The sequence below is a fragment of the Citrobacter amalonaticus genome (assembly GCF_001559075.2).
Lineage (GTDB): Bacteria > Pseudomonadota > Gammaproteobacteria > Enterobacterales > Enterobacteriaceae > Citrobacter_A > Citrobacter_A amalonaticus_F.
On record NZ_CP014015.2, the window covers coordinates 604,528 to 629,939 of the forward strand.

At 53.7% G+C, this 25,412-nt stretch carries 20 protein-coding genes, 1 tRNA gene, 2 rRNA genes and 1 pseudogene; 8 read left to right on the forward strand and 16 right to left on the reverse strand.

Going from position 1 to position 25,412, the window contains the following annotated elements; all coding sequences use genetic code 11:
- Positions 1 to 10 precede the first annotated feature (10 nt).
- The 9 genes and pseudogenes from era to rseD all read right to left on the reverse strand — a co-directional run bounded on the left by era (position 11) and on the right by rseD (position 7,791).
- Complete coding sequence (era, locus tag AL479_RS02935) at positions 11 to 916, reverse strand: GTPase Era (protein WP_042999782.1); 906 nt, start codon at positions 914 to 916, stop codon at positions 11 to 13.
- A complete protein-coding gene (gene rnc / locus AL479_RS02940; RefSeq protein ID WP_042291512.1) occupies positions 913 to 1,593 on the reverse strand; it encodes a ribonuclease III in 681 nt (226 codons plus the stop codon). The genes era and rnc overlap by 4 nt, the downstream gene beginning before the upstream one ends.
- A gap of 273 nt (positions 1,594 to 1,866) precedes the next feature.
- On the reverse strand, positions 1,867 to 2,841 hold the full coding sequence (gene lepB, locus AL479_RS02945) for a signal peptidase I (RefSeq protein ID WP_044253147.1): 975 nt from the start codon (positions 2,839 to 2,841) through the stop codon (positions 1,867 to 1,869).
- 16 nt (positions 2,842 to 2,857) lie between these two features.
- Positions 2,858 to 4,657: a translation elongation factor 4 gene (gene lepA, locus AL479_RS02950; RefSeq protein WP_042999780.1), complete on the reverse strand. Its 1,800-nt coding sequence runs from the start codon at positions 4,655 to 4,657 to the stop codon at positions 2,858 to 2,860.
- Positions 4,658 to 4,939: 282 nt separating this feature from the next.
- Positions 4,940 to 5,419, reverse strand: a complete 480-nt coding sequence (gene rseC, locus AL479_RS02955; protein ID WP_061075001.1) for a SoxR-reducing system protein RseC — start codon at positions 5,417 to 5,419, stop codon at positions 4,940 to 4,942.
- Complete coding sequence (rseB, locus tag AL479_RS02960) at positions 5,416 to 6,372, reverse strand: sigma-E factor regulatory protein RseB (RefSeq protein ID WP_044326603.1); 957 nt, start codon at positions 6,370 to 6,372, stop codon at positions 5,416 to 5,418. Before rseB ends, rseC begins: the two co-directional genes overlap by 4 nt.
- A complete protein-coding gene (gene rseA, locus AL479_RS02965) occupies positions 6,372 to 7,022 on the reverse strand; it encodes an anti-sigma-E factor RseA (RefSeq protein WP_042999714.1) in 651 nt (216 codons plus the stop codon). The genes rseB and rseA overlap by 1 nt, the downstream gene beginning before the upstream one ends.
- A gap of 31 nt (positions 7,023 to 7,053) precedes the next feature.
- Positions 7,054 to 7,629 (reverse strand): RNA polymerase sigma factor RpoE, encoded by a 576-nt coding sequence (gene rpoE / locus AL479_RS02970; RefSeq protein WP_000003307.1) that lies wholly within the window; start codon positions 7,627 to 7,629, stop codon positions 7,054 to 7,056.
- Positions 7,626 to 7,791, reverse strand: a pseudogene (gene rseD / locus AL479_RS23765) (rpoE leader peptide RseD). The gene rpoE and the pseudogene rseD overlap by 4 nt, the downstream one beginning before the upstream one ends.
- A 260-nt stretch (positions 7,792 to 8,051) precedes the next feature.
- Between rseD and nadB the strand changes: the two are divergent.
- Positions 8,052 to 9,674: an L-aspartate oxidase gene (gene nadB, locus AL479_RS02980; protein WP_044253156.1), complete on the forward strand. Its 1,623-nt coding sequence runs from the start codon at positions 8,052 to 8,054 to the stop codon at positions 9,672 to 9,674.
- On the opposite strand, the gene trmN is transcribed toward nadB, so the two are convergent.
- Positions 9,659 to 10,396, reverse strand: a complete 738-nt coding sequence (gene trmN, locus AL479_RS02985) for a tRNA(1)(Val) (adenine(37)-N(6))-methyltransferase TrmN (protein WP_061075002.1) — start codon at positions 10,394 to 10,396, stop codon at positions 9,659 to 9,661. The genes nadB and trmN overlap by 16 nt on opposite strands.
- Positions 10,397 to 10,527: 131 nt before the next feature.
- Here trmN and srmB point away from each other — a divergent pair, with 131 nt between their 5' ends.
- On the forward strand, positions 10,528 to 11,862 hold the full coding sequence (srmB, locus tag AL479_RS02990; protein ID WP_061075003.1) for an ATP-dependent RNA helicase SrmB: 1,335 nt from the start codon (positions 10,528 to 10,530) through the stop codon (positions 11,860 to 11,862).
- A gap of 44 nt (positions 11,863 to 11,906) precedes the next feature.
- Here srmB and grcA read toward each other — a convergent pair whose 3' ends face one another.
- Entirely contained in the window at positions 11,907 to 12,290 is a 384-nt protein-coding gene (gene grcA / locus AL479_RS02995) for an autonomous glycyl radical cofactor GrcA (protein WP_044253162.1), read from the reverse strand.
- 317 nt (positions 12,291 to 12,607) lie between these two features.
- Between grcA and ung the strand changes: the two genes are divergently transcribed.
- Positions 12,608 to 13,297 (forward strand): uracil-DNA glycosylase, encoded by a 690-nt coding sequence (gene ung / locus AL479_RS03000; RefSeq protein ID WP_061077917.1) that lies wholly within the window; start codon positions 12,608 to 12,610, stop codon positions 13,295 to 13,297.
- Positions 13,298 to 13,328: 31 nt separating this feature from the next.
- Here the strand turns inward: ung and AL479_RS03005 are convergent, their stop codons facing one another.
- Positions 13,329 to 14,366: a tRNA/rRNA methyltransferase gene (locus tag AL479_RS03005; protein WP_061075004.1), complete on the reverse strand. Its 1,038-nt coding sequence runs from the start codon at positions 14,364 to 14,366 to the stop codon at positions 13,329 to 13,331.
- A gap of 206 nt (positions 14,367 to 14,572) precedes the next feature.
- Between AL479_RS03005 and trxC the strand changes: the two genes are divergently transcribed.
- The 5 genes from trxC (at position 14,573) to AL479_RS03035 (ending at position 20,290) form a co-directional block, all read left to right on the forward strand.
- Entirely contained in the window at positions 14,573 to 14,992 is a 420-nt protein-coding gene (gene trxC / locus AL479_RS03015; RefSeq protein ID WP_042999707.1) for a thioredoxin TrxC, read from the forward strand.
- Positions 14,993 to 15,060: 68 nt separating this feature from the next.
- A complete protein-coding gene (gene tapT / locus AL479_RS03020; RefSeq protein WP_061075005.1) occupies positions 15,061 to 15,759 on the forward strand; it encodes a tRNA-uridine aminocarboxypropyltransferase in 699 nt (232 codons plus the stop codon).
- A gap of 35 nt (positions 15,760 to 15,794) precedes the next feature.
- Positions 15,795 to 18,455 carry a bifunctional acetate--CoA ligase family protein/GNAT family N-acetyltransferase gene (locus tag AL479_RS03025; RefSeq protein WP_061075006.1) on the forward strand — a complete coding sequence of 887 codons (2,661 nt, stop codon included), beginning with the start codon at positions 15,795 to 15,797 and terminating at the stop codon, positions 18,453 to 18,455.
- Positions 18,456 to 18,568: 113 nt separating this feature from the next.
- Complete coding sequence (pssA, locus tag AL479_RS03030) at positions 18,569 to 19,924, forward strand: CDP-diacylglycerol--serine O-phosphatidyltransferase (RefSeq protein ID WP_061075007.1); 1,356 nt, start codon at positions 18,569 to 18,571, stop codon at positions 19,922 to 19,924.
- A 39-nt stretch (positions 19,925 to 19,963) separates the two neighbouring features.
- Positions 19,964 to 20,290: a YfiM family lipoprotein gene (locus AL479_RS03035; protein WP_071887578.1), complete on the forward strand. Its 327-nt coding sequence runs from the start codon at positions 19,964 to 19,966 to the stop codon at positions 20,288 to 20,290.
- Here the strand turns inward: AL479_RS03035 and AL479_RS03040 are convergent.
- The 4 genes from AL479_RS03040 to AL479_RS03060 all read right to left on the reverse strand — a co-directional run bounded on the left by AL479_RS03040 (position 20,287) and on the right by AL479_RS03060 (position 25,388).
- Positions 20,287 to 21,585 (reverse strand): MFS transporter, encoded by a 1,299-nt coding sequence (locus AL479_RS03040; RefSeq protein WP_046485356.1) that lies wholly within the window; start codon positions 21,583 to 21,585, stop codon positions 20,287 to 20,289. The genes AL479_RS03035 and AL479_RS03040 overlap by 4 nt on opposite strands.
- A 386-nt stretch (positions 21,586 to 21,971) precedes the next feature.
- Positions 21,972 to 22,087 (reverse strand): 5S ribosomal RNA (gene rrf, locus AL479_RS03050).
- 121 nt (positions 22,088 to 22,208) lie between these two features.
- A 23S ribosomal RNA gene (locus AL479_RS03055) occupies positions 22,209 to 25,115 on the reverse strand.
- 197 nt (positions 25,116 to 25,312) lie between these two features.
- Positions 25,313 to 25,388: transfer RNA gene (locus AL479_RS03060), tRNA-Glu, on the reverse strand.
- Positions 25,389 to 25,412 lie beyond the last annotated feature (24 nt).

The following is a 25,412-nucleotide window of genomic DNA, read 5'->3' on the forward strand; positions in this document are numbered from 1 at the left end:
GAGCGCAGGTTTAGAGATCGTCGACGTAACCGAGACTGCGCAGCGCGCGTTCGTCATCGGCCCAGCCGGATTTCACTTTCACCCACAGTTCAAGATGAACCGGAGCTTCAAACATTTCCTGCATGTCTTTACGCGCTTCAATACCGATGGTCTTGATTTTGGCCCCTTTGTTGCCAATGACCATCTTCTTCTGCCCTTCGCGCTCAACGAGGATCAGCCCGTTGATGTCATAACCGCCGCGCTCGTTTGACACGAAGCGTTCGATTTCCACAGTCACGGAGTACGGCAGTTCAGCGCCCAGGAAACGCATCAGCTTTTCACGGATGATTTCAGAAGCCATAAAACGCTGTGAGCGATCGGTGATGTAATCTTCCGGGAAGTGATGCTCCGCTTCTGGCAGATGCTTGCGCACGATGCCCGCGACGGTGTCGACATTCATCCCGGTTTCCGCTGAGATCGGTACGATGTCGAGGAAGTCCATCTGGCTCGCGAGGAACTGCAAATGCGGCAGCAGATCGGCTTTTTCCTGCACGTTATCCACTTTGTTGACGGCCAGAATCACCGGCGCTTTACCGTCACGCAGTTTGTTGAGCACCATCTCGTCATCCGGCGTCCAGCGGGTGCCTTCCACCACAAAGATCACCAGTTCAACATCACCAATGGAGCTGCTGGCCGCTTTGTTCATCAGACGGTTAATCGCGCGTTTTTCTTCCATGTGCAGACCCGGGGTATCGACGTAAATCGCCTGCCAGGGCCCTTCGGTATGGATCCCGACAATACGGTGACGCGTGGTCTGCGCTTTACGGGAGGTGATCGAAATCTTCTGCCCGAGCAGGTTGTTCAACAGAGTGGATTTACCAACGTTCGGGCGACCGACGATGGCAATAAATCCGCAATAGGTTTTTTCGTCGCTCATTCCAGCTCCAGTTTTTTCAACGCCTGTTCGGCGGCAGCCTGTTCCGCCTTGCGACGGCTCGAACCTGTGCCAACCACCGGTTCACTCAGGCCGCTGACCTGGCAGTGGATAGTAAATTCCTGATCGTGCGCTTCACCACGCACCTGTACCACCAGATAAGACGGCAGCGGCAGATGGCGACCTTGCAAATACTCCTGCAAACGCGTTTTCGGATCTTTTTGCTTATCGCCTGGGCTGATTTCGTCCAGACGAGTCTGATACCAGTTGAGGATCAACTTTTCGACGGTCTGAATGTCACTGTCAAGGAAAACCCCGCCAATCAGCGCTTCAACGGTATCGGCCAGAATCGATTCGCGACGGAAGCCGCCGCTTTTCAGTTCGCCCGGCCCTAAGCGCAGACATTCGCCCAGATCGAACTCGCGGGCTAATTCAGCCAGCGTATTCCCGCGCACCAGCGTCGCGCGCATACGACTCATATCACCCTCGTCCACCCGCGGGAAACGGTGATACAGCGCATTCGCAATCACAAAACTTAAAATTGAGTCACCAAGAAATTCTAAACGCTCGTTATGTTTGCTGCTGGCACTGCGATGGGTTAATGCCTGCTGCAACAACTCCTGATGAGTAAAAGTGTAGCCCAGCTTCCGTTGAAGCCGATTAATTACGATGGGGTTCATGCGATACCAATAAATAAATGCGTCAACAATTCAGCACACGAAACAGACCTGATATATGTAGCATCCTTCCGGCCGCGTTAAGCAGCTTATGTACGCTCATATAGGGGGACCAACGCTGTTTCGTGTGCCGTGGCGACCTGGAGGCGCCAACCTGAAACTTCGGGGGAATATTCTATACACAACGACAAGGGATGTCGTTAGCCTGGGCGGATTTATCGAAGAAATAATTCACGTTGCCGTCATAATGACGACAACGTGAACGATTCGCGGCAATTAGTGGATACCACCAATGCGGCTTAAACGAACGCCAGTCGGCCATTCGCCTTCCTGTTTGTCGAAACTCATCCAGATAGCAGTGGCTTTACCGACCAGATTCGCTTCCGGGACAAAGCCCCAGTAACGGCTGTCCGCGCTGTTATCACGGTTGTCGCCCATCATGAAATACTGGCCCGGCGGCACAATCCAGGTCGCCAGTGGCTGCCCGGACTGCTGGTAATACATTCCCACCTGATCCTGAGCAATCGGCACGGTCAGAATACGGTGCGTCACGTCGCCCAACGTCTCTTTACGCTCAGACAGACGAATACCGTTCTCTTTCGTTTCGCTCAGCGGGATCTCGAAGAAACCACTGGTGGCTTCCCCCCCGTTACGACGTGCAAATGTCTGCACAAAATCGCTCGGCTGAACATCGCTATAGGTGACCGGCAGCGCGTTTTCACACGCCTGACCCGAACGACAGCCCGGCTGAATAGTCACTTCTTTCGCAACCGGATCATAGGTCACTTTATCACCAGGCAAACCGACCGCTCGCTTGATGTAATCCAGACGCGGATCTTCCGGGTATTTAAAGACCACGATATCGCCGCGTTTGGGATGACCCGTTTCGATCAGGGTTTTCTGGTAAATCGGATCTTTAATACCGTAGGCGAATTTCTCCACGAGGATAAAGTCACCGATCAACAGCGTCGGCATCATCGAACCCGACGGGATCTGGAAAGGTTCATAGATGAACGAACGCACAACCAGCACGATAGCCAGCACCGGGAAAACCGAGGCACCGGTTTCCAGCCAGCCTGGCTTCGGCGAGACTTTTTTCAGCGTTGCCTTATCCAGTGAATCTCCGGCAGCAGCCTGTGCCGCCGCCTGACGCTCCCGACGTTTTGGCGCGAAGATAAATTTATCCACGCACCATAAAATGCCCGTGACCAATGTGGCAATCACCAGAATCAGGGCAAACATATTCGCCATGCCAACTCCTTAAGGATTATTTGCTGTCTTTGCCGACATGCAGAATGGCGAGGAACGCTTCCTGAGGCAGCTCAACGTTACCGATCTGCTTCATACGCTTCTTACCTTCTTTCTGCTTCTGCAGCAGCTTTTTCTTACGGCTGATATCACCGCCATAGCATTTTGCCAGAACGTTTTTACGCAACTGTTTCACGGTAGAACGCGCAATGATGTGCGTCCCGATCGCCGCCTGAATAGCGATATCGAACTGCTGACGTGGGATCAGATCTTTCATCTTCTCCACCAGTTCACGACCACGGCTCTGCGAGTTATCACGGTGAGTGATCAGCGCCAGCGCATCGACACGTTCGTTGTTGATCAAGACATCAACACGCACCATGTCGGAGGCCTGGAAGCGTTTAAAGTTATAATCCAGCGACGCATAACCGCGCGAGGTGGATTTCAGACGGTCGAAGAAGTCGAGTACCACTTCAGCCATCGGGATTTCATAAGTCAGCGCCACCTGGTTACCGTGGTAAACCATGTTGGTCTGCACGCCACGCTTCTCAATACACAGGGTAATCACGTTACCGAGGTATGCCTGAGGCAGCAGCATGTGGCATTCCGCGATCGGCTCGCGCAATTCATAGATGTTGTTCAGCGGTGGCAGCTTGGACGGGCTGTCGACGTAGATCGTCTCTTTCGCGGTGGTTTCGACTTCATACACGACGGTCGGCGCGGTGGTGATCAGGTCCAGATCGTATTCACGTTCCAGACGCTCCTGAATGATCTCCATGTGCAACAGACCAAGGAAGCCACAGCGGAAGCCGAAGCCCAGCGCAGTAGAACTTTCCGGCTCATAGAACAAAGAAGCGTCGTTGAGGCTCAGCTTACCAAGCGCGTCGCGGAAGTTCTCGTAATCATCAGAGCTGACCGGGAACAGGCCCGCATAAACCTGCGGTTTTACCTTTTTGAAGCCTGGCAGCGCTTTTTCTGCCGGGTTACGTGCCTGAGTCAGGGTATCGCCAACCGGTGCGCCGAGGATGTCTTTAATGGCGCACACCAGCCAACCTACCTCGCCGCATTTCAGCTCGGTACGATCAACCTGTTTAGGCGTGAAGATCCCCAGACGGTCAGCGTTATAGGTCTGACCGGTACTCATCACCTTGATTTTGTCACCTTTACGCAGGGTGCCGTTTTTAATACGCACCAGCGAGACAACGCCGAGATAGTTATCAAACCAGGAGTCGATGATCAGCGCCTGTAACGGGCCATCCGGATCGCCCTGCGGCGGCGGAATATCACGCACCAGACGTTCCAGAACGTCGGTCACGCCCACGCCGGTTTTCGCCGAGCAGCGCACGGCATCGGTCGCATCAATACCGACGATGTCTTCAATCTCTTCGGCGACACGCTCGGGATCGGCGGCTGGCAGGTCAATTTTGTTGAGGACCGGCACCACTTCGAGATCCATTTCCATCGCGGTGTAGCAGTTTGCCAGGGTTTGCGCTTCGACGCCCTGTCCGGCATCTACCACCAGCAGAGCGCCTTCACAAGCGGCAAGCGAACGAGAAACCTCATACGAGAAGTCAACGTGGCCTGGGGTGTCAATGAAGTTAAGCTGGTAAGTTTCACCATCAGCGGATTTGAAATCGAGCGTTACGCTCTGCGCTTTGATAGTAATACCGCGCTCACGCTCAAGATCCATCGAGTCGAGAACCTGCGCTTCCATTTCACGGTCAGACAGGCCACCGCAGATCTGAATAATACGGTCAGACAGCGTCGATTTACCGTGGTCGATGTGAGCAATGATCGAAAAGTTACGTATGTTCTTCATAGAGTGTAATTATTGTGCCTTACGCCTGGTTGGACAGGCTTTGAGAAGTCGCTGTTCTGAGCTTAACGTCTGTTTAACTGAAACGCCGCATTCTACACTACAACGCTGAGGCGAGGAAATGTTCATAGAGTCAGGATTACGGGAACTGGAAACGGCATCGCTTTTCTGATGTAAAACATCGTAAGAGAAGCATGATGCCCGAAGGCGCAAGCGTATCGGACCTGCAGGGCTTGCTGATCGTTTGTAGGCCGGATAAGACGAAGCCGCCATCCGGCAAGAATATCATGGGATCGTTTCGGTAGAGGGTGTTTCAACGCGAATCATATCGGGCGGGAGGGCAACATTAAGAATAACGGGCTGCCAGGCTTCGCGTTCAGCCAGCTTGCGGGAATAGCCGCGGGCAATCAGGAATCCGCCGACGCCGCCCAGTATCGCGCCGCTTAACGCCGCGAGATCGGAGCCAAACAGCACCTGAAACAGGGACGCGATGAGGAATAACCCCACCAACGGCGACAGATAAACCAGCATGGCGGAACCTAACAGACTGCCTTCGGCAATCCCCAGCTCCACTTTCTGCCCAGGTGCTAACGGCACATCGCTCTCCACCACAATGGTATGCGTGGTCTGCGGTCCGAGTTTGTTCAGCACGCGGGTGCCACATCCGGAACGTGAAGCGCAACTGCTGCAGGACGCTTTCACATCGCAGCTCACTAATGCCTCGCCGTTTTGCCATGACACCACGGTAGCCCACTCTTTGATCATTGCGCGGCTCCGAACTTAATGGTGTCGGCAATACGCTTCGCTGTCTGCGGCGGCAATTCACCCACGATGGTAATTTCCGCGTTGTCGCGTACGCTGGTGCTGACCGTTCTGCGCCCGGTGCGCAGCATCTGGTCAGTGCTGGCCTGAGTCGCCCGATTGACGTTAATTGAGAAGCTAAACAGACCGTCCGAGTAGAGACGCGACTCAATCGGCATGTTGTCCATCGTCGGCAACGGTCTGCGCCCGCTGGACACTTCGCTAAACCCTTTCGGAAGCCAGGTCGGATTCCAGCTGAATTTAGCTTTTTCACCCGCCGGAACAGAGAGCAGCGGCGGCAAACTGGCTTTCGCCAGCGTCTGCATGCCGCTACCGACATCCTGATTCACGGTGAAGGCAATCACCCGGAATTGCTCTAACGTTTCGCCATCGCGATCGAGGAGATCGACCCGCATCGGCAGCTTCGTTTCCGTATCCATCCAGACAATATAGCTGTAACGCGTACCATCGCGCGCGACCACGCGAATCACCTCGCACAGGCGATCGGCAATCCGGGTACGACCCACTGCAATAAAATCATAGTAGGGAGCAAGACGTTTGAAATCGGTATAGATCAGCGACGGCAGGGAGTCAACGATGTAGTCACCGTTCAGGGTGAACGGTTCGAGTCCGGGCTCGAAATAGCTAATTTCATTGCCGCGCTGGACCACTTCACGACGCGGACCATCCATTTGCAGCAGTTGCGCAAGCGGACGATTTTCCAGGCGAGCATGGCGATAACGCAGAGACTCAACGCCTTGTTTCGTGATGCTGACGAATGACAGCTCGTAATTGAGTGACTGGCTCGCCACGTTCATCTGCTGCAACAACGCCCCGGACGCAGTGTTGGCCGAGGCGTTGACAGAGAAGAACAGGCTACCCGTCACAAGTGACATGGCAAACCAAAGTTGCTTCATTACTGCGATTGCGTTCCTAGAGTTTGAATTCCTGGCACCTGAACAGCGGCTTGCTGTGTCTGTGCCTGCTCAAACTGAAGCTGTTCGGAGTGCAGTCGGCGTTGCAGTTCGTAATCCTGCAACATTGCGTTGATCCGACGACGCTGCTCCTGTACCTGCTGCTGTTGCCCACCGTTCGCGGTCGCATCAGAAGGTACTCCCAGGCTTACCGGGCTGGCTTTACCCATCATCGGCAAAGTATTGAAGACCGGCGTTTCAGGCTGCTGGGACGTTTCAGATTGTCCATTATAGTGCTGGACACCAACGATAACTGCAAGCGATACGCACGCGGCAACGCCCATTTGGGTAAGTTGTGCGGCCCACGGGCGCATTTTTTTCCAGAATGGCATTTTCTGCCATTGCTGCGGCGCAGGCTGGGCCTCTGGAATGAATGGCACCGTATTACGTACCGGCTCATCTTCAATAGCGGCCATTACGCGAGCGGAAATATCGAAATGAAGCACCTCAGGTGTATCACCCCGCATTGAATCACGAATAAGGTGATAGCTTTCCCAGGTTTTTTGCATATCCGAATCGTGAGCCAGTTCGTTGAGCAACTCACTATCCAGCGTCTCGCCATCCATTAAAGCGGAAAGTTTTTCTTTCTGCATGCCTAATACCTTTTCCAGTATCCCGCTATCGTCAACGCCTGATAAGCGGTTGAACTTTATTATCAATAGCTTCCCGCGCTCGGAAGATACGTGAACGCACCGTACCTACCGGACAATCCATGATAGCGGCTATCTCTTCATAGCTCAGGCCATCCAGCTCCCGCAAGGTTATTGCCATGCGTAAATCTTCCGGGAGGGACTCAATAGTTCGGAAAACTATCTGTCTCAGTTCTTCTGACAACATTAAGTTCTCAGGGTTCGAAATTTCTTTCAGCGCACCGCCACTTTCGAAGTTTTCTGCTTCAATCGCATCCACATCGCTTGATGGCGGACGACGCCCCTGAGCCACCAGGTAATTCTTCGCTGTATTCACCGCAATGCGATACAGCCAGGTATAAAAAGCACTATCTCCCCGGAACGAGTCCAGCGCACGATAGGCTTTAATAAATGATTCTTGCACCACATCGGGAACATCGCCCGACGGGACATAGCGGGAAACCAGACTCGCCACTTTATGCTGGTAGCGTACTACCAGTAAATTGAAGGCTTTCTGATCTCCCTTCTGGACCCGTTCAACCAGGACCTGGTCCGTTAACTGCTCGCTCATCCGAGGTAAAGTCTCCCCAAACCAAATTTCCACGCGTTCGCGAAACGCCACTCCATTAGCTGCACTATGAGCAAGCAACAGGTTAGAGTGTCTCGTTTTTGTAAAGTTCCGTTACGCATCTGTTTTTTGTTTGTCATGTTGTAGACGGTCATTATCTCTCATTATAAGTCTACCGAGTCTGAACAACGCACTATCTTTAAAAATGCCCATAAACCGGTTGCAGAGTAACCCAACGGCCACTTTATTTCATCCTCTAATCTGATGCTTACGGCCCGCCACGCAAAATGGTTTACCCGGCTGACATCCGTTTACATCGCACCGTTTTGTTTAGCCATTACAACAACACTGAAAATAAAACGTGCGGAATCGCAGATTCTGGTGCTATGCTGGCCAAACACTGTTTAGTAAATTAAACAAAAATCATGAAAACTACGCCTGAACTTTCTTGTGACGTGTTAATTATTGGTAGCGGCGCTGCCGGACTCTCGCTGGCGCTGCGCCTGGCTGAAAAGCACCAGGTTATCGTTCTGAGTAAAGGTCCCGTCAGCGAAGGCTCCACTTTCTATGCGCAGGGCGGGATTGCCGCCGTTTTCGATGAAACCGACAGCATTGATTCACATGTGGAAGATACGCTCATTGCCGGCGCCGGTATTTGCGATCGTCATGCGGTGGAGTTTGTCGCCAGCAACGCTCGCCCCTGCGTACAGTGGTTGATTGACCAGGGGGTGCTGTTTGATACCCAGGTTCAGCCTAACGGTGAAGAGAGTTACCATCTGACGCGTGAAGGTGGCCATAGCCATCGTCGCATTTTGCATGCCGCTGACGCCACTGGTAAAGAGGTGGAAACCACGCTGGTCAGCAAGGCACAAAGCCATCCGAATATCCGGGTACTGGAACGCAGTAACGCCGTCGATCTCATCATCTCCGACAAAATTGGCCTGCCCGGTACCCGCCGCGTCGTGGGGGCATGGGTCTGGAATCGGAATAAAGAAGCGGTGGAAACCTGTCACGCGAAGTCTGTCGTGCTGGCGACCGGCGGCGCATCAAAGGTGTATCAATATACAACGAATCCGGACATTTCCTCCGGCGACGGTATTGCGATGGCCTGGCGTGCGGGATGCAGGGTCGCGAATCTCGAATTTAATCAGTTCCACCCCACCGCGCTGTATCATCCCCAGGCACGTAATTTCCTGCTTACCGAAGCGCTGCGCGGAGAAGGCGCCCACCTCAAACGCCCGGACGGTACACGGTTTATGCCGGACTTTGACGCGCGAGGAGAACTGGCGCCGCGCGATATCGTCGCCCGCGCTATCGACCATGAAATGAAGCGTCTCGGTGCGGACTGTATGTTTCTTGACATCAGCCATAAGCCAGAAGCCTTTGTACGCCAGCATTTCCCGATGATTTACGAAAAACTGCTGGGACTGGGCATCGACCTGACCAAAGAACCGGTGCCCATCGTACCGGCAGCACACTACACCTGCGGCGGCGTGATGGTTGACGACTTTGGTCGTACCGATGTGGACGGCCTGTATGCGATCGGGGAAGTAAGCTACACCGGCCTGCACGGCGCGAACCGGATGGCCTCAAATTCGCTGCTGGAATGTCTGGTGTACGGCTGGTCCGCTGCGGAAGATATCGACAGACGAATGCCTTACGCCCGTGGCGTCAGCGCCCTGCCCGCCTGGGATGAAAGTCGCGTGGACAACCCTGACGAACTGGTGGTGATCCAGCATAACTGGCATGAGCTGCGGCTATTTATGTGGGACTACGTGGGGATTGTGCGCACCACCAAACGTCTGGAGCGCGCCCTGCGTCGTATCACCATGTTACAGCAGGAGATCGACGAGTATTACGCCCATTTCCGCGTCTCGAATAATTTGCTGGAGTTACGCAACCTGGTTCAGGTCGCCGAGCTGATTGTTCGCTGTGCGATGATGCGCAAAGAGAGCCGCGGTCTGCACTACACGCTCGATTATCCGGCACTGCTGGAGGAATCAGGCCCGTCAGTGCTCTCGCCGTTAACGGCTCACATGAACAGATAAAATGCCTGGGTCAGCGCCGTATAACCGTCGGAGTAACGCTGATCCGGCCCGCGAATCACCAGCCTGTCGCTAAAGCATTCCCCCTTCTTTGGGGAGAATGCCAGCAGCACCCGATGCGGTAACCGCGCCTCCGTTTCAGCAACGTCGGTCCGTAAGCGTAAATGCCAGCCCATATTTAACGCCTGCTGCGTGAAGGTATTGCCGATATTTTCCGGCAGCACGACGCACAAGAATCCCTCTTCCGTAATAAGCCCCGTCGCCGTCGCTAACAGCGCAGAATGATCCAGCATCGTGGTATAACGCGCCTGCTCCCGCTGTGGTGTGGCGCACTCGACGCCCTGCTCGTAATAAGGCGGATTGCTGATGATGAGGTCATATTTAACGGTCTGGCGTGCCGCCCAGTGCTGGACATCTTCCGCCTGCACCGTCACCCGATCCGCCCACGGCGACTGGGTAACGTTTTCTTGCGCCTGCGCGGCGGCATCGCTATCCAGTTCAACGGCATCAACGGTGACGCTTTCATCAGTACGCTGCGCCAGCATCAGCGCCAACAGTCCGCTGCCGGTACCGATATCGAGGATCCGCTTTACGCCCGCCACCGGTGCCCATGCCCCTAACAGAATCCCATCTGTTCCGACTTTCATCGCACAACGATCGTGCGCGACAAAAAACTGTTTAAAAGTAAATCCATTACGACGAAGGACGGATGTAGACTGAGGCATGAATTAAAAACCTTGCAGGAAAAACGGCGACAGCACCAGGTGAAAACAATACCTGAGAAGCGATATCCATACAAACAGATGAAGATTGCAGCCGTAACGTCTATAATCAGCGCCCCACACAGAGGTAGAACATGACTGTAACGACTTTTTCCGAACTTGAACTCGATGAAAGCCTGCTGGATGCCCTCCAGGAAAAAGGTTTCACTCGCCCGACCGCCATTCAGGCTGCCGCCATTCCGCCTGCACTCGAAGGCCGTGACGTACTCGGTTCTGCGCCGACAGGCACCGGTAAAACGGCGGCGTATTTGCTGCCAGCGTTGCAGCACCTGCTCGACTTTCCGCGTAAAAAATCCGGTCCGCCGCGTATTTTGATCCTGACCCCGACTCGCGAGCTGGCGATGCAGGTCGCCGATCATGCCCGTGAGCTGGCCAAAAACACCCACCTGGATATCGCGACGATTACCGGCGGCGTAGCCTACATGAACCACGCCGAAGTGTTCAGCGAAAACCAGGATATTGTGGTCGCCACCACCGGGCGTCTGCTGCAGTATATTAAAGAAGAGAATTTTGACTGCCGCGCCGTGGAAACGCTGATCCTCGACGAAGCCGACCGAATGCTGGATATGGGCTTTGCCCAGGACATCGAGCACATCGCCGGGGAAACGCGCTGGCGCAAACAGACGATGCTGTTCTCCGCCACGCTGGAAGGCGATGCAATTAAAGATTTTGCCGAACGTCTGCTGGAAGAGCCGGTCGAAGTCTCCGCAACGCCATCCACCCGCGAGCGTAAGAAGATCCACCAGTGGTATTACCGCGCGGATAACTTCGAACACAAATTCGAACTGCTGAAGCACCTGCTGAAACAAGACGACGCCACCCGTACCATCGTGTTTGTCCGCAAGCGCGAGCGCGTGCACGAACTGGCTGAAATGCTGCGACTGGCAGGGATCAACAACTGCTATCTCGAAGGTGAGATGGCGCAGATCAAGCGTAACGAAGGCATTAAGCGTCTTACTGACGGTCGCGTTAACGTGCTGGTCGCCACCGACGTTGCCGCGCGCGGGATCGATATTCCTGACGTCAGCCACGTGATTAACTTCGACATGCCGCGTAGCGGAGACACCTATCTGCACCGCATTGGCCGTACGGGCCGTGCCGGTCGCAAGGGCACCGCAATCTCGCTGGTCGAAGCGCACGATCACCTGCTGCTGCTGAAAATTGGTCGCTACATTGAAGAACCGCTAAAATCCAGGGTGATTGATGAGTTGCGCCCAACCTCACGCGCTCCGAGCGAAAAGATGACGGGCAAACCGTCGAAAAAAGCGCTCGCGAAACGTGAAGAGAAGAAAAAAGAGAAAGACAAAGATAAACCGCGCGTGAAGAAACGCCATCGCGATACCAAGAACATTGGTAAACGTCGTAAGCCGAGTGCGGCAACGACGTCGCAGGAATCAAACGAAGAATAAAAAAACGCCGGGATTTCCCGGCGTTTTTATTTAAACGTTAAGCCTTACAGGCTTTCAGTAAAGGTACGAGCGATAACGTCGCGCTGCTGTTCCGGCGTCAGTGAGTTAAAACGCACGGCATAACCAGAAACACGGATAGTCAGCTGCGGGTATTTTTCCGGATGCTTAACCGCATCTTCCAGCGTTTCACGACGCAGAACGTTAACGTTCAGGTGCTGGCCTCCTTCCACACGAACTTCCGGTTTCACTTCCATCGGAATTTCGCGGTACTCAATTTCACCCAGTTTGCTGACCGCTACCACTTCATCTTCGGCAAAACCAGCTTTAGCCGCGATGCAACGCGCTTCGCCTTTTTCGCTGTCCAGCAGCCAGAAGGAATTCAGCAGATCGTCATTAGCGGCTTTAGTAATCTGGATACCTGTAATCATTGTGATGCCTCCCCGGCAAAGTATTTGATTAGGGTTGGCCGGCTCGCGGCCAATTGGTAAAACCATTGTTGCTTGAGTGTATATATACCCCCCTGACACCCTCGATTCATTGATTTAAATCAATCAAATCCACACGCCAGACAAGGGAATGAGATGATTTTATTGTTTTACATCAACTTACGCCATATGTGGATATAAACTTTTTACACAAATTTTCAACTTTATTAAGTGCATAGCGCACATCATCGCGGAGAGAATTTTGCGCCATCGAAAGAAGCAGTTAAGCTATGACGATTGAAAATTCGCAGGAGAGCGAGATGGCCACTGAATTAACCTGGCATGATGTGCTGGCTGAAGAGAAACAGCAGCCCTACTTTATCAATACGCTGCATACCGTCGCCGGAGAGCGTCAGTCCGGGATCACGGTTTATCCGCCGCAAAAAGATGTGTTCAATGCGTTTCGCTTCACCGAGCTGGGTGATGTTAAGGTCGTGATCCTTGGACAGGATCCGTACCACGGTCCCGGTCAGGCGCATGGTCTGGCGTTTTCTGTCCGTCCCGGTATTGCTACGCCCCCTTCGCTGCTGAACATGTATAAGGAGCTGGAGGGGTCGATCCCCGGTTTCACTCGTCCTGCCCACGGTTATCTTGAAAGCTGGGCGCATCAGGGGGTTCTGCTGCTTAATACGGTGTTAACCGTGCGGGCGGGTCAGGCGCACTCTCATGCCAGTCTGGGATGGGAAACGTTCACCGATAAAGTGATCGCCCTGATTAATCAACATCGTGAAGGGGTGGTTTTCCTGCTGTGGGGTTCTCATGCGCAGAAGAAAGGCGCGATTATTGATCAGAAACGTCATCATGTCCTGAAAGCGCCTCATCCCTCACCGCTCTCGGCACATCGTGGGTTCTTTGGCTGTAACCATTTTGTGTTGGCGAATCAGTGGCTGGAACAGCGCGGCGAGAAGCCGATTGACTGGATGCCCGTTTTACCGGCGGAGAGCGAATAAAAAAATGCCAGCGATTCGCTGGCATTTTCCGTCAGGCTTTATTCTGACGCCACCATTCGGCAAGCAGCACACCGGTTGCCACCGAGACGTTCAGGCTTTCAACATTACCCGTACCGTCGATTTTCACGCACAGATCGCTGGCATCGCGCGCCGCATCTGGCAAACCGTCAACGTCCTGACCTAACACCAGGACGATTTTCTCTGGCAGTTCAGTTTTAAACAGCGGTTTGCCACGTTCGCCGGACGTTGTCACCACGGTGTAACCCGCCTGACGGAAATCATCCAGCACATCAACGATGCTGTCGCCGGTAATCGGCTGAACGTGTTCGGCGCCGCCTTCTGCGGTACGAATCGCCGCGCCGGACTCCAGCAACGCCGCATCCTGCACCACTACGCCTTTCACTCCGAAGTGCGCGCAGCTACGCATCATGCCGCCGAGGTTGTGCGGGTTAGAAATAGCTTCCAGCGCTAACACGCAGTCCTGCGCGCCCGCCTGGCTTACCCACTGTTTCACCGTAGTGCCGTTACGTTTTTTAATCAGGAAGCAGACACCGCCGTGATGCTCAGTCCCTGAAGCTTTCGCCAGTTCCGCTTCATCAACCACATGGTACGCTTTGCGGTTTGCCGCCATCCAGCGTAATGCTTCTTTGAAGCGTGGCGTGACGCTCTGAATGAACCAGGCGCGGACAATCGCGTCCGGGCGACTCTGGAACAGGGCCTGACAGGCATTTTCACCGTAAACGCGGGTCTCTTCCGCACGTTGACGACGTAAGACTTCAGGATCGATAAAGCTTTTACCGCTGATACCACCGTGATCGGCTTTTTCAGGCGTTTCATCACCCGGCGCGCGGGACACGGTCCGCCACGGTGAGTCTTCACGCTTGCGATCGCGGCTCTGAGGGGTTCTTTCATCGCGGGCGGGGCGACGGCCACCGTCGGCACGAGATTTTCCTGGACGCCCGCCACCTTTCCCGGTACGCGGGTTATGGGTACGTTTATCAGAATCATCATCACTGCGGACATACATCACTTTGACCTTGCCGCTTTTGTTTTTCAATTCATCGTTCATGCTTTTCTCCACCAGCGCTGCGCGAAGCGCGCAGATTACCCGATGTGCACCAGGTTAGCCATTATTTCATTTAAAAGCTTATGACTATTGTACTCATTGAATAAAACAGATTGTCGTTTAAAACAGTCTCATCGATAATATGTAACATATTAGAAACATATCGGCGTCTCTGCCGTTCAATACCCCGACGCATCCAGAGGTTAGTTATGAATACCGTTTGTACCAGCTGCCAGGCCATCAACCGCATTCCCGACGATCGGGTTGAGGATGCGGCAAAATGCGGACGCTGTGGTCACGACCTGTTCGACGGGGAGGTGATCAATGCGACCGGTGAAACACTGGATAAACTGCTCAAAGACGATCTGCCCGTTGTGATCGATTTCTGGGCACCGTGGTGCGGCCCATGCCGTAACTTCGCGCCCATCTTTGAAGATGTCGCCGAAGAACGCAGCGGCAAAGTTCGCTTCGTGAAGATCAACACGGAAGCGGAACGTGAGCTCAGCGCACGCTTTGGTATCCGCAGTATTCCCACCATTATGATCTTCAAAAACGGTCAGGTTGTCGACATGCTGAATGGCGCGGTCCCCAAAGCGCCATTTGATAGTTGGCTGAACGAGTCACTGTAAACTCTGCGGGGCGCATCTTGTGCCCCGTTTTCACCTCTGCGACAATAGCGTTTTTCAACGCATTCTCTATGACTGAAAACGCTGTTCTCAAGCTTCGCGCTGAACGTCTGGCGCGCGCCACTCGCCCTTTTCTCGCCCGGGGCAATCGCATTCGTCGCTGTCAGCGCTGCTTACTGCCGCTGAAACTTTGCCTGTGTGCGACGCTGTCGCCCTCTCAGGCAACGAGCCGTTTTTGTCTGGTAATGTTTGATACCGAACCGATGAAACCGAGTAATACCGGACGTCTGATCGCCGATATTTTACCGGATACCGTTGCGTTTCAGTGGTCACGAACACAGCCGCCGCAGGCCTTGCTGGATCTGGTGAAAAACCCGGATTATCAGCCGATGGTGGTGTTCCCCGCCTCCTATGCCGACGCCGAACGTGAGGTGATTTTCACCCCACCGACGGGTAAACCCCCGCTGTTTATTATGCTCGACGGCACCTGGCCGGAAGCGCGTAAGATGTTCCGCAAAAGCCCGTATCTCGACTCTCTCCCCGTGATTTCGGTGGATCTGTCGCGTCTGTCGGCCTATCACCTGCGCGAGGTCCATGCCGAAGGACAATATTGCACAGCCGAAGTCGCCATTGCGCTGCTGGATCTGGCCGGTGATACCGATGCGGCAGGCAGCCTCGGCGAGCACTTTACCCGCTTTAAAACGCGCTACCTCGCAGGAAAAACCCAACATCAGGGAAGCATCACAGCAGAATCAGCAGAAAGCGTTTAGAATCATTCGGTCACTTCTGTGTAAGGGAAACCGGTATGAGTCAGCGAGGACTGGAAGCGCTTCTGCGACCAAAATCGATCGCGGTGGTCGGGGCATCGATGAAGCCCAATCGGGCGGGATATCTGATGATGCGCAATCTGCTGGCGGGAGGATTTAACGGTCCCGTTTTGCCGGTAACCCCCGCCTGGAAAGCCGTTCTGGGCGTCCTGGCCTGGCCCGATATTGCCAGTCTGCCCTTCACCCCCGACCTTGCCGTGTTGTGTACCAATGCCAGCCGCAATCTGGCCTTGCTGGAAGCGCTTGGGGAAAAAGGCTGTAAAACCTGCATTATTCTCTCGGCCCCTGGCGCGCAACATGCAGAACTGCTGGCCTGCGCGCAACGCTACAACATGCGTCTGCTCGGCCCTAACAGTCTTGGCCTGCTGGCGCCCTGGCAGGGGTTGAATGCCAGCTTTTCGCCGGTCCCGATTAAACGCGGCAAACTGGCGTTTATTTCTCAGTCCGCTGCGGTTTCCAACACCATTCTCGACTGGGCACAGCAGCGGGAAATGGGGTTTTCCTATTTTATTGCGCTCGGCGACAGCCTGGATATTGATGTCGATGAGTTGCTGGATTATCTGGCGCGTGACAGCAAAACCAGCGCCATTTTGCTTTATCTCGAACATCTCAGCGATGCCCGACACTTTGTATCCGCCGCCCGTAGCGCCGCGCGCAACAAACCCATTCTGGTCATTAAGAGCGGTCGCAGCCCGGCAGCGCAGCGGTTATTGCATACCAGCGCCGGAATGGATCCCGCCTGGGATGCCGCCATCCAGCGAGCCGGTTTGCTGCGTGTGAAAGATACCCATGAGCTCTTTTCCGCAGTGGAAACGCTCAGTCACATGCGCCCTCTGCGCGGTGACAGGCTGATGATCATCAGCAACGGTGCCGCGCCTGCGGCGCTGGCGCTTGATCAACTCTGGTCCCGCAATGGCAAGCTGGCCATGCTGAGTGAGGAGACCAGCCAGAAACTGCGCGATGCTCTGCCTGCCCATGTCGAGATCGCCAACCCGCTGGATCTGCGTGACGATGCCAGCATTGAGCATTACACCCGGACGCTGGATATTCTGCTCGCCAGCCAGGACTTTGACGCACTGATGGTGATTCACTCCCCCAGTGCCGCCGCCCCCGCCACCGAGTGTGCTCAGGCGCTGATTGATGCCGTTAAGCATCATCCACGTGGCAAATTTGTCTCGCTATTGACCAACTGGTGTGGAGAGTTTTCCTCTCAGGAAGCCCGCAGACTGTTCAGTGAAGCCGGGCTCCCTACCTACCGCACTCCGGAAGGGACGATCACCGCGTTTATGCATATGGTCGAGTACCGACGCAACCAGAAACAGCTGCGTGAAACGCCAGCCCTGCCCAGCAATCTGACCTCCAACACGGCCCAGGCGCATGAACTGCTTCAGCAGGCGATTGCCGATGGGGCGACCTCACTCGATACCCATGAGGTTCAGCCGATCCTGCAGGCTTATGGCTTACATACGCTCCCGACCTGGATTGCCGGCGACAGCATCGAAGCCGTCCACATCGCAGAACAGATTGGCTACCCGGTCGCGCTGAAGCTGCGTTCACCGGACATCCCGCACAAATCTGAAGTTCAGGGCGTAATGCTCTACCTGCGCACGGCAAATGAAGTTCAGCAGGCGGCCAATGCAATTATTGATCGTGTGAAAATGACATGGCCGCAGGCGCGGATCCACGGTCTGCTGGTGCAGAGTATGGCGAACCGTGCGGGAGCGCAGGAACTGCGCGTGGTGGTTGAGCACGATCCCGTATTTGGCCCATTGATCATGTTGGGTGAAGGCGGCGTTGAGTGGCGGCCTGAAGAGCAGGCCGTGGTGGCGTTACCGCCGCTGAACATGAACCTGGCGCGCTATTTAGTGATTCAGGCGATCAAGAATAAAAAGATCCGTGGCCGCAGTGCACTGCGCCCGTTGGATGTCGCGGGGTTAAGTCAGTTGTTGGTTCAGGTCTCAAACCTGATTGTCGACTGCCCGGAGATCCAGCGTCTGGATATTCACCCACTGCTGGCCTCCGCCGGTGAGTTCACCGCCCTGGATGTCACGCTGGATATCGCCCCATTCGAGGGCGATAACGAAAGTCGTCTCGCCGTTCGCCCCTATCCACATCAACTGGAAGAGTGGGTGGAGATGAAAAATGGCGAGCAATGTCTGTTCCGTCCTATCCTGCCTGAAGATGAACCCCAGCTTCAGCAGTTTATTTCCCAGGTCACCAAAGAAGATCTTTATTACCGCTATTTCAGCGAGATCAATGAATTTACTCATGAAGATTTAGCCAACATGACGCAGATCGACTACGATCGGGAAATGGCGTTTGTTGCGGTGAGGCGCGTTGAACGAACGGAAGAGATCCTTGGTGTGACGCGAGCGATCTCCGACCCGGATAATATTGATGCTGAATTTGCCGTACTGGTTCGTTCCGATCTCAAAGGGTTAGGGCTAGGTCGTCGATTGCTGGAAAAATTGATTACCTATACACGAGATCACGGACTGAGAAGGCTGAATGGTATTACGATGCCAAATAATCGTGGCATGGTCGCGCTGGCGCGTAAGCTTGGGTTTAGCGTGGATATCCAGCTCGAAGAGGGAATCGTCGGGCTGTCGCTGGATCTGGCTCCGCCCGAGGAATCGTGAGTAAGGTACTGGAAATGTTGACCACTTTAACGGGGACGGTGTTATCATTGCCCGCTTATGTCGTCTGCATAGCACAGAGGACCCTTCAATGAACAGAGAAGAAATGCACTGTGATGTTGTCAAAATTTAAGCGTAATAAACATCAACAACACCTTGCCCAACTACCTAAGATTTCTCAATCAGTTGATGATGTCGATTTCTTTTATGCTCCCGCCAGGTTCAGGGAGACCCTGCTGGAAAAGATAGCCAGCGCGAAGCAGCGCATTTGCATTATTGCCCTGTATCTGGAACAGGATGACGGTGGCAAAGGCATTCTTAGCGCGCTTTACGAGGCGAAACGGCAGCGTCCTGAACTGGATGTTCGGGTACTCGTCGACTGGCATCGTGCGCAGCGTGGACGTATTGGCGCGGCAGCATCCAATACCAACGCTGACTGGTATTGCCGAATGGCGCATGAAAATCCGGGTGTCGATGTTCCGGTATACGGTGTGCCTATCAATACTCGCGAAGCCCTCGGCGTTCTGCACTTTAAAGGCTTTATCATCGATGATAGCGTCCTGTACAGCGGCGCCAGTCTGAACGATGTCTATCTGCATCAGCACGATAAATATCGCTATGACCGTTATCAGTTAATCCGCAACGCCAGAATGGCTGACATCATGTTCGAGTGGGTGACCCATAACCTGATGAATGGTCGTGGCGTAAATCGTCTGGATAATACCCAGCGTCCGAAAAGCCCGGAGATTAAAAACGACATTCGTTTATACCGCCAGGAGCTTCGTGACGCGGCTTATCACTTCCAGGGCGATGCCGATAATGAACAGTTGTCCGTGACGCCATTGGTTGGTCTGGGGAAATCCAGCCTGCTGAACAAAACCATTTTCCACCTTATGCCCTGTGCGGAGCATAAGCTCACGATTTGCACCCCCTATTTCAACCTGCCAGCAATTCTTGTCCGCAACATCATTCAACTGCTGCGCGAAGGGAAGAAGGTTGAGATCATTGTGGGGGATAAAACCGCCAACGATTTTTATATCCCGGAAAATGAGCCATTTAAGATAATCGGCGCACTGCCCTATCTCTATGAGATTAACCTGCGTCGCTTCCTGAGCCGTTTGCAGTATTACGTCAATACCGATCAACTGGTCGTCCGCTTGTGGAAAGATGACGACAATACCTACCATCTCAAAGGGATGTGGATCGATGACAAGTGGATGCTGCTGACCGGGAACAACCTCAACCCGCGCGCCTGGCGTCTGGATCTGGAAAATGCGATTCTGATCCACGATCCTAAGCAAGAGCTGGCTGCGCAGCGCGAGAAAGAGCTGGCGCTAATTCGTACGCATACCACGGTCGTTAAGCACTATCGTGACTTGCAGAGCATTGCCGATTACCCGGTAAAAGTTCGCAAACTGATCCGTCGATTACGTCGTATTCGAATCGACAGGCTGATAAGCCGTATTCTGTAAGTGAAACCCCGTCCTGAACGGGGTTTTTTCTATGGGGGCATGGTGCGCGTTATTTTTCTTCTGAGCGCTTTTATTCTGTCAGGCTGTAGCCATATGGCGCAGGACAGCTGGAGTGGGCAGGACAAAGCACAGCACTTTATTGCTTCCGCGATGCTCTCAGCCGCAGGTAATGAGTACGCGCAACATCAGGGAATGGGCCGCGATCGCAGTGCGATGATCGGATTTATGTTCTCGGTCAGTCTGGGGGCGTCAAAGGAGCTTTGGGATAGCCGCCCCGCAGGGAGCGGCTGGAGCTGGAAAGACTTTGCCTGGGATGTCGCCGGTGCAACGACCGGCTATACCCTCTGGCAAATGGCGCATTACTAGAGGCGCAGACCTTTCCCTTTGCGATGCAGCGTCAGCGAAACCAGAAATGCGACGATCGACATCACGGTGACATACCAGAAGAACGACGTCTCCATACCGACAGACTTCAGCGACAGCGCCACATATTCCGCCGAACCGCCAAACAGAGCATTCGCCACAGCATAAGAAAGCCCAACGCCCAATGCACGAACCTGTGCCGGAAACATTTCAGCTTTCAATATACCGCTGATCGAGGTGTAGAAACTGACGATCAGCAGCGCGCACATCACCAGACCAAATGCTGCGTACGGCGAAGTCACATTCTGAAGCGCGGTCAAAATGGGTACAGTAAACAGGGTTGCCAGTGCACCAAAGCACAACATGGAGGTACGTCGGCCAATTTTATCTGACAACGCACCAAACAGCGGTTGCACGAGCATATAAACAAATAACGCCGCTGTCATAATACCGCTTGCCACATTGGCATGCATACCTGCGGTGTTCACCAGATACTTTTGCATATAGGTGGTGAAGGTATAGAAGCACAGCGATCCCGCCGCCGTGAACCCGAGCACCATGATGAACGCTCTACGGTTGCGCCATAACCCTTTCAGCGATCCGGCCTCCTTCAGCGCACGCGTTTCCTGCTTTGACGTTTCATCCAACTGACGACGCAACCAGAGCGCCACAACCGCCAGTACCGCGCCTAACGCGAAGGGAATACGCCAGCCCCACTCTCTGAGTGCAGAATCTTCCATAGTCTGCTGTAAGACAACCACAACCAGCAGCGCCAAAAGCTGACCACCGATAAGTGTGACGTACTGGAAAGAGGCGTAAAATCCTTTACGACCTTCGACGGCAACTTCACTCATGTAGGTCGCGCTGGTGCCATACTCCCCACCAACAGATAACCCCTGGAACAAACGCGCCAGCAGTAACAGCGCCGGAGCCCAGGTTCCAATGGTTTCATAACCCGGCAGGCAGGCGATCACCAGCGATCCCAGACACATCATGCAAACGGACAAAAGCATGGATTTTTTACGACCATGTTTATCGGCGATACGGCCGAATAGCCAGCCGCCAATAGGACGCATTAAAAACCCAGCTGCAAAAACGCCTGCGGTTTGTAGTAGTTGCGTTGTCGTGTTTCCGGAAGGAAAGAAGATGTGGGCAAAATAGAGCGAGCAAAACGAGTAGACATAGAAATCAAACCATTCAACCAGATTTCCGGATGACGCGCCTACAATTGCCCATATGCGACGACGGGTATCACTGTCAGTCAGTGATCCGTTCGCAGTTACACTGCTTTCAGTCATTAAAGTTGTACTCCTGCCAAAGATCCGATTGTGCTTGTCGGTTGTGTTTGCTGTCTTTTTTAGTAAACGAAATGTTATATAATTGTTATATATTATTATGTGACAGCGATCGCGGTTTTAATTAGCAGGGAAAGAATTTAGGAGTAAGCGCAGGCACTAGATGATGGGATTCAGGGTAACGGGGCGCGCAGAGGTCGACGATCCTGGACTGCCGTATCCGTTAACCACAGGGCCTTGTACTGACTGTAGGCCGGATAAGGCGAAGCCGCCATCCGGCAGTGGTGCGATAGTCTGCCTGAGGCGCTGCGCTTATCAGCACCTGCCACAGGCTTACTACAGACGCAAAAAAGCCCATCCGTCAGGATGGGCTTCTTCACTTATTTGATGCCTGGCAGTTCCCTACTCTCGCATGGGGAGACCCCACACTACCATCGGCGCTACGGCGTTTCACTTCTGAGTTCGGCATGGGGTCAGGTGGGACCACCGCGCTACAGCCGCCAGGCAAATTCTTTTGTGCTCAGTACGCAATATTTTATCGCATCAGCTGCGAAAATTATTGCGTACTACAATCCGGTATCAAGCTGAAAAATCTCTCTATTCCGCCAAAACATCTTCGGCGTTGTAAGGTTAAGCCTCACGGTTCATTAGTACCGGTTAGCTCAACGCATCGCTGCGCTTACACACCCGGCCTATCAACGTCGTCGTCTTCAACGTTCCTTCAGGACTCTTAAAGAGTCAGGGAGAACTCATCTCGGGGCAAGTTTCGTGCTTAGATGCTTTCAGCACTTATCTCTTCCGCATTTAGCTACCGGGCAGTGCCATTGGCATGACAACCCGAACACCAGTGATGCGTCCACTCCGGTCCTCTCGTACTAGGAGCAGCCCCCCTCAATTCTCCAGCGCCCACGGCAGATAGGGACCGAACTGTCTCACGACGTTCTAAACCCAGCTCGCGTACCACTTTAAATGGCGAACAGCCATACCCTTGGGACCTACTTCAGCCCCAGGATGTGATGAGCCGACATCGAGGTGCCAAACACCGCCGTCGATATGAACTCTTGGGCGGTATCAGCCTGTTATCCCCGGAGTACCTTTTATCCGTTGAGCGATGGCCCTTCCATTCAGAACCACCGGATCACTAAGACCTGCTTTCGCACCTGCTCGCGCCGTCACGCTCGCAGTCAAGCTAGCTTATGCCTTTGCACTAACCTCCTGATGTCCGACCAGGATTAGCTAACCTTCGTGCTCCTCCGTTACTCTTTAGGAGGAGACCGCCCCAGTCAAACTACCCACCAGACACTGTCCGCAACCCGGATCACGGGTCCACGTTAGAACACCAGCCATTAAAGGGTGGTATTTCAAGGTTGGCTCCACACGAACTGGCGTCCGCGCTTCAAAGCCTCCCACCTATCCTACACATCAAGGACCAGTGTTCAGTGTCAAGCTATAGTAAAGGTTCACGGGGTCTTTCCGTCTTGCCGCGGGTACACTGCATCTTCACAGCGAGTTCAATTTCACTGAGTCTCGGGTGGAGACAGCCTGGCCATCATTACGCCATTCGTGCAGGTCGGAACTTACCCGACAAGGAATTTCGCTACCTTAGGACCGTTATAGTTACGGCCGCCGTTTACCGGGGCTTCGATCAAGAGCTTCTCCGCGAGGATAACCCCATCAATTAACCTTCCGGCACCGGGCAGGCGTCACACCGTATACGTCCACTTTCGTGTTTGCACAGTGCTGTGTTTTTAATAAACAGTTGCAGCCAGCTGGTATCTTCGACTGATTTCAGCTCCACGAGCAAGTCGCTTCACCTACCTATCAGCGTGCCTTCTCCCGAAGTTACGGCACCATTTTGCCTAGTTCCTTCACCCGAGTTCTCTCAAGCGCCTTGGTATTCTCTACCTGACCACCTGTGTCGGTTTGGGGTACGATCTGATGTTACCTGATGCTTAGAGGCTTTTCCTGGAAGCAGGGCATTTGTTGCTTCAGCACCGTAGTGCCTCGTCATCACGCCTCAGTGTTAAAGTGAACCGGATTTACCTGGAACACACACCTACACGCTTAAACCGGGACAACCGTCGCCCGGCCAACATAGCCTTCTCCGTCCCCCCTTCGCAGTAACACCTGGTACAGGAATATTAACCTGTTTCCCATCGACTACGCCTTTCGGCCTCGCCTTAGGGGTCGACTCACCCTGCCCCGATTAACGTTGGACAGGAACCCTTGGTCTTCCGGCGAGCGGGCTTTTCACCCGCTTTATCGTTACTTATGTCAGCATTCGCACTTCTGATACCTCCAGCATGCCTCACAGCACACCTTCACAGGCTTACAGAACGCTCCCCTACCCAACAACACATAGTGTCGCTGCCGCAGCTTCGGTGCATGGTTTAGCCCCGTTACATCTTCCGCGCAGGCCGACTCGACCAGTGAGCTATTACGCTTTCTTTAAATGATGGCTGCTTCTAAGCCAACATCCTGGCTGTCTGAGCCTTCCCACATCGTTTCCCACTTAACCATGACTTTGGGACCTTAGCTGGCGGTCTGGGTTGTTTCCCTCTTCACGACGGACGTTAGCACCCGCCGTGTGTCTCCCGTGATAACATTCTCCGGTATTCGCAGTTTGCATCGGGTTGGTAAGTCGGGATGACCCCCTAGCCGAAACAGTGCTCTACCCCCGGAGATGAATTCACGAGGCGCTACCTAAATAGCTTTCGGGGAGAACCAGCTATCTCCCGGTTTGATTGGCCTTTCACCCCCAGCCACAAGTCATCCGCTAATTTTTCAACATTAGTCGGTTCGGTCCTCCAGTTAGTGTTACCCAACCTTCAACCTGCCCATGGCTAGATCACCGGGTTTCGGGTCTATACCCTGCAACTTAACGCCCAGTTAAGACTCGGTTTCCCTTCGGCTCCCCTATTCGGTTAACCTTGCTACAGAATATAAGTCGCTGACCCATTATACAAAAGGTACGCAGTCACCCCATAAAAGAGGCTCCCACTGCTTGTACGTACACGGTTTCAGGTTCTTTTTCACTCCCCTCGCCGGGGTTCTTTTCGCCTTTCCCTCACGGTACTGGTTCACTATCGGTCAGTCAGGAGTATTTAGCCTTGGAGGATGGTCCCCCCATATTCAGACAGGATACCACGTGTCCCGCCCTACTCATCGAGCTCACAACACATGCGGTTTTGTGTACGGGGCTGTCACCCTGTATCGCCGGTCTTTCCAGACCGTTCCACTACCACACATGCTGATTCAGGCTCTGGGCTGCTCCCCGTTCGCTCGCCGCTACTGGGGGAATCTCGGTTGATTTCTTTTCCTCGGGGTACTTAGATGTTTCAGTTCCCCCGGTTCGCCTCGTTAACCTATGTATTCAGTTAACGATAGTGCAACGAATTGCACTGGGTTTCCCCATTCGGACATCGCCGGTTATAACGGTTCATATCACCTTACCGGCGCTTTTCGCAGATTAGCACGTCCTTCATCGCCTCTGACTGCCAGGGCATCCACCGTGTACGCTTAGTCGCTTAACCTCACAACCCGAAGATGTTTCTTTCGATTCATCATCGTGATTGCGAAAATTTGAGAGACTCGAACACACCAATAAAGATGTGTCGTTTCAATTTTCAGCTTGATCCAGATTTTTAAAGAGCAAATATCTCAAACATGACTCGCTGAGTCAGTTTTGAGATACAGGGGCCGGCGACTTTCACTCACACAAACCAGCAAGTGGCGTCCCCTAGGGGATTCGAACCCCTGTTACCGCCGTGAAAGGGCGGTGTCCTGGGCCTCTAGACGAAGGGGACACTGAAGTCTGCTTCGGCAAGACG

What these genes read in the sequence shown, in the direction of transcription:
- era (WP_042999782.1), bottom strand. Translation starts at nt 916, where the DNA reads ATGAGCGACGAAAAAACCTATTGCGGATTTATTGCCATCGTCGGTCGC.
- rnc (WP_042291512.1), bottom strand. Translation starts at nt 1,593, where the DNA reads ATGAACCCCATCGTAATTAATCGGCTTCAACGGAAGCTGGGCTACACT.
- lepB (WP_044253147.1), bottom strand. Translation starts at nt 2,841, where the DNA reads ATGGCGAATATGTTTGCCCTGATTCTGGTGATTGCCACATTGGTCACG.
- lepA (WP_042999780.1), bottom strand. Translation starts at nt 4,657, where the DNA reads ATGAAGAACATACGTAACTTTTCGATCATTGCTCACATCGACCACGGT.
- rseC (WP_061075001.1), bottom strand. Translation starts at nt 5,419, where the DNA reads ATGATCAAAGAGTGGGCTACCGTGGTGTCATGGCAAAACGGCGAGGCA.
- rseB (WP_044326603.1), bottom strand. Translation starts at nt 6,372, where the DNA reads ATGAAGCAACTTTGGTTTGCCATGTCACTTGTGACGGGTAGCCTGTTC.
- rseA (WP_042999714.1), bottom strand. Translation starts at nt 7,022, where the DNA reads ATGCAGAAAGAAAAACTTTCCGCTTTAATGGATGGCGAGACGCTGGAT.
- rpoE (WP_000003307.1), bottom strand. Translation starts at nt 7,629, where the DNA reads ATGAGCGAGCAGTTAACGGACCAGGTCCTGGTTGAACGGGTCCAGAAG.
- nadB (WP_044253156.1), top strand. Translation starts at nt 8,052, where the DNA reads ATGAAAACTACGCCTGAACTTTCTTGTGACGTGTTAATTATTGGTAGC.
- trmN (WP_061075002.1), bottom strand. Translation starts at nt 10,396, where the DNA reads ATGCCTCAGTCTACATCCGTCCTTCGTCGTAATGGATTTACTTTTAAA.
- srmB (WP_061075003.1), top strand. Translation starts at nt 10,528, where the DNA reads ATGACTGTAACGACTTTTTCCGAACTTGAACTCGATGAAAGCCTGCTG.
- grcA (WP_044253162.1), bottom strand. Translation starts at nt 12,290, where the DNA reads ATGATTACAGGTATCCAGATTACTAAAGCCGCTAATGACGATCTGCTG.
- ung (WP_061077917.1), top strand. Translation starts at nt 12,608, where the DNA reads ATGGCCACTGAATTAACCTGGCATGATGTGCTGGCTGAAGAGAAACAG.
- AL479_RS03005 (WP_061075004.1), bottom strand. Translation starts at nt 14,366, where the DNA reads ATGAACGATGAATTGAAAAACAAAAGCGGCAAGGTCAAAGTGATGTAT.
- trxC (WP_042999707.1), top strand. Translation starts at nt 14,573, where the DNA reads ATGAATACCGTTTGTACCAGCTGCCAGGCCATCAACCGCATTCCCGAC.
- tapT (WP_061075005.1), top strand. Translation starts at nt 15,061, where the DNA reads ATGACTGAAAACGCTGTTCTCAAGCTTCGCGCTGAACGTCTGGCGCGC.
- AL479_RS03025 (WP_061075006.1), top strand. Translation starts at nt 15,795, where the DNA reads ATGAGTCAGCGAGGACTGGAAGCGCTTCTGCGACCAAAATCGATCGCG.
- pssA (WP_061075007.1), top strand. Translation starts at nt 18,569, where the DNA reads ATGTTGTCAAAATTTAAGCGTAATAAACATCAACAACACCTTGCCCAA.
- AL479_RS03035 (WP_071887578.1), top strand. Translation starts at nt 19,964, where the DNA reads ATGGTGCGCGTTATTTTTCTTCTGAGCGCTTTTATTCTGTCAGGCTGT.
- AL479_RS03040 (WP_046485356.1), bottom strand. Translation starts at nt 21,585, where the DNA reads ATGACTGAAAGCAGTGTAACTGCGAACGGATCACTGACTGACAGTGAT.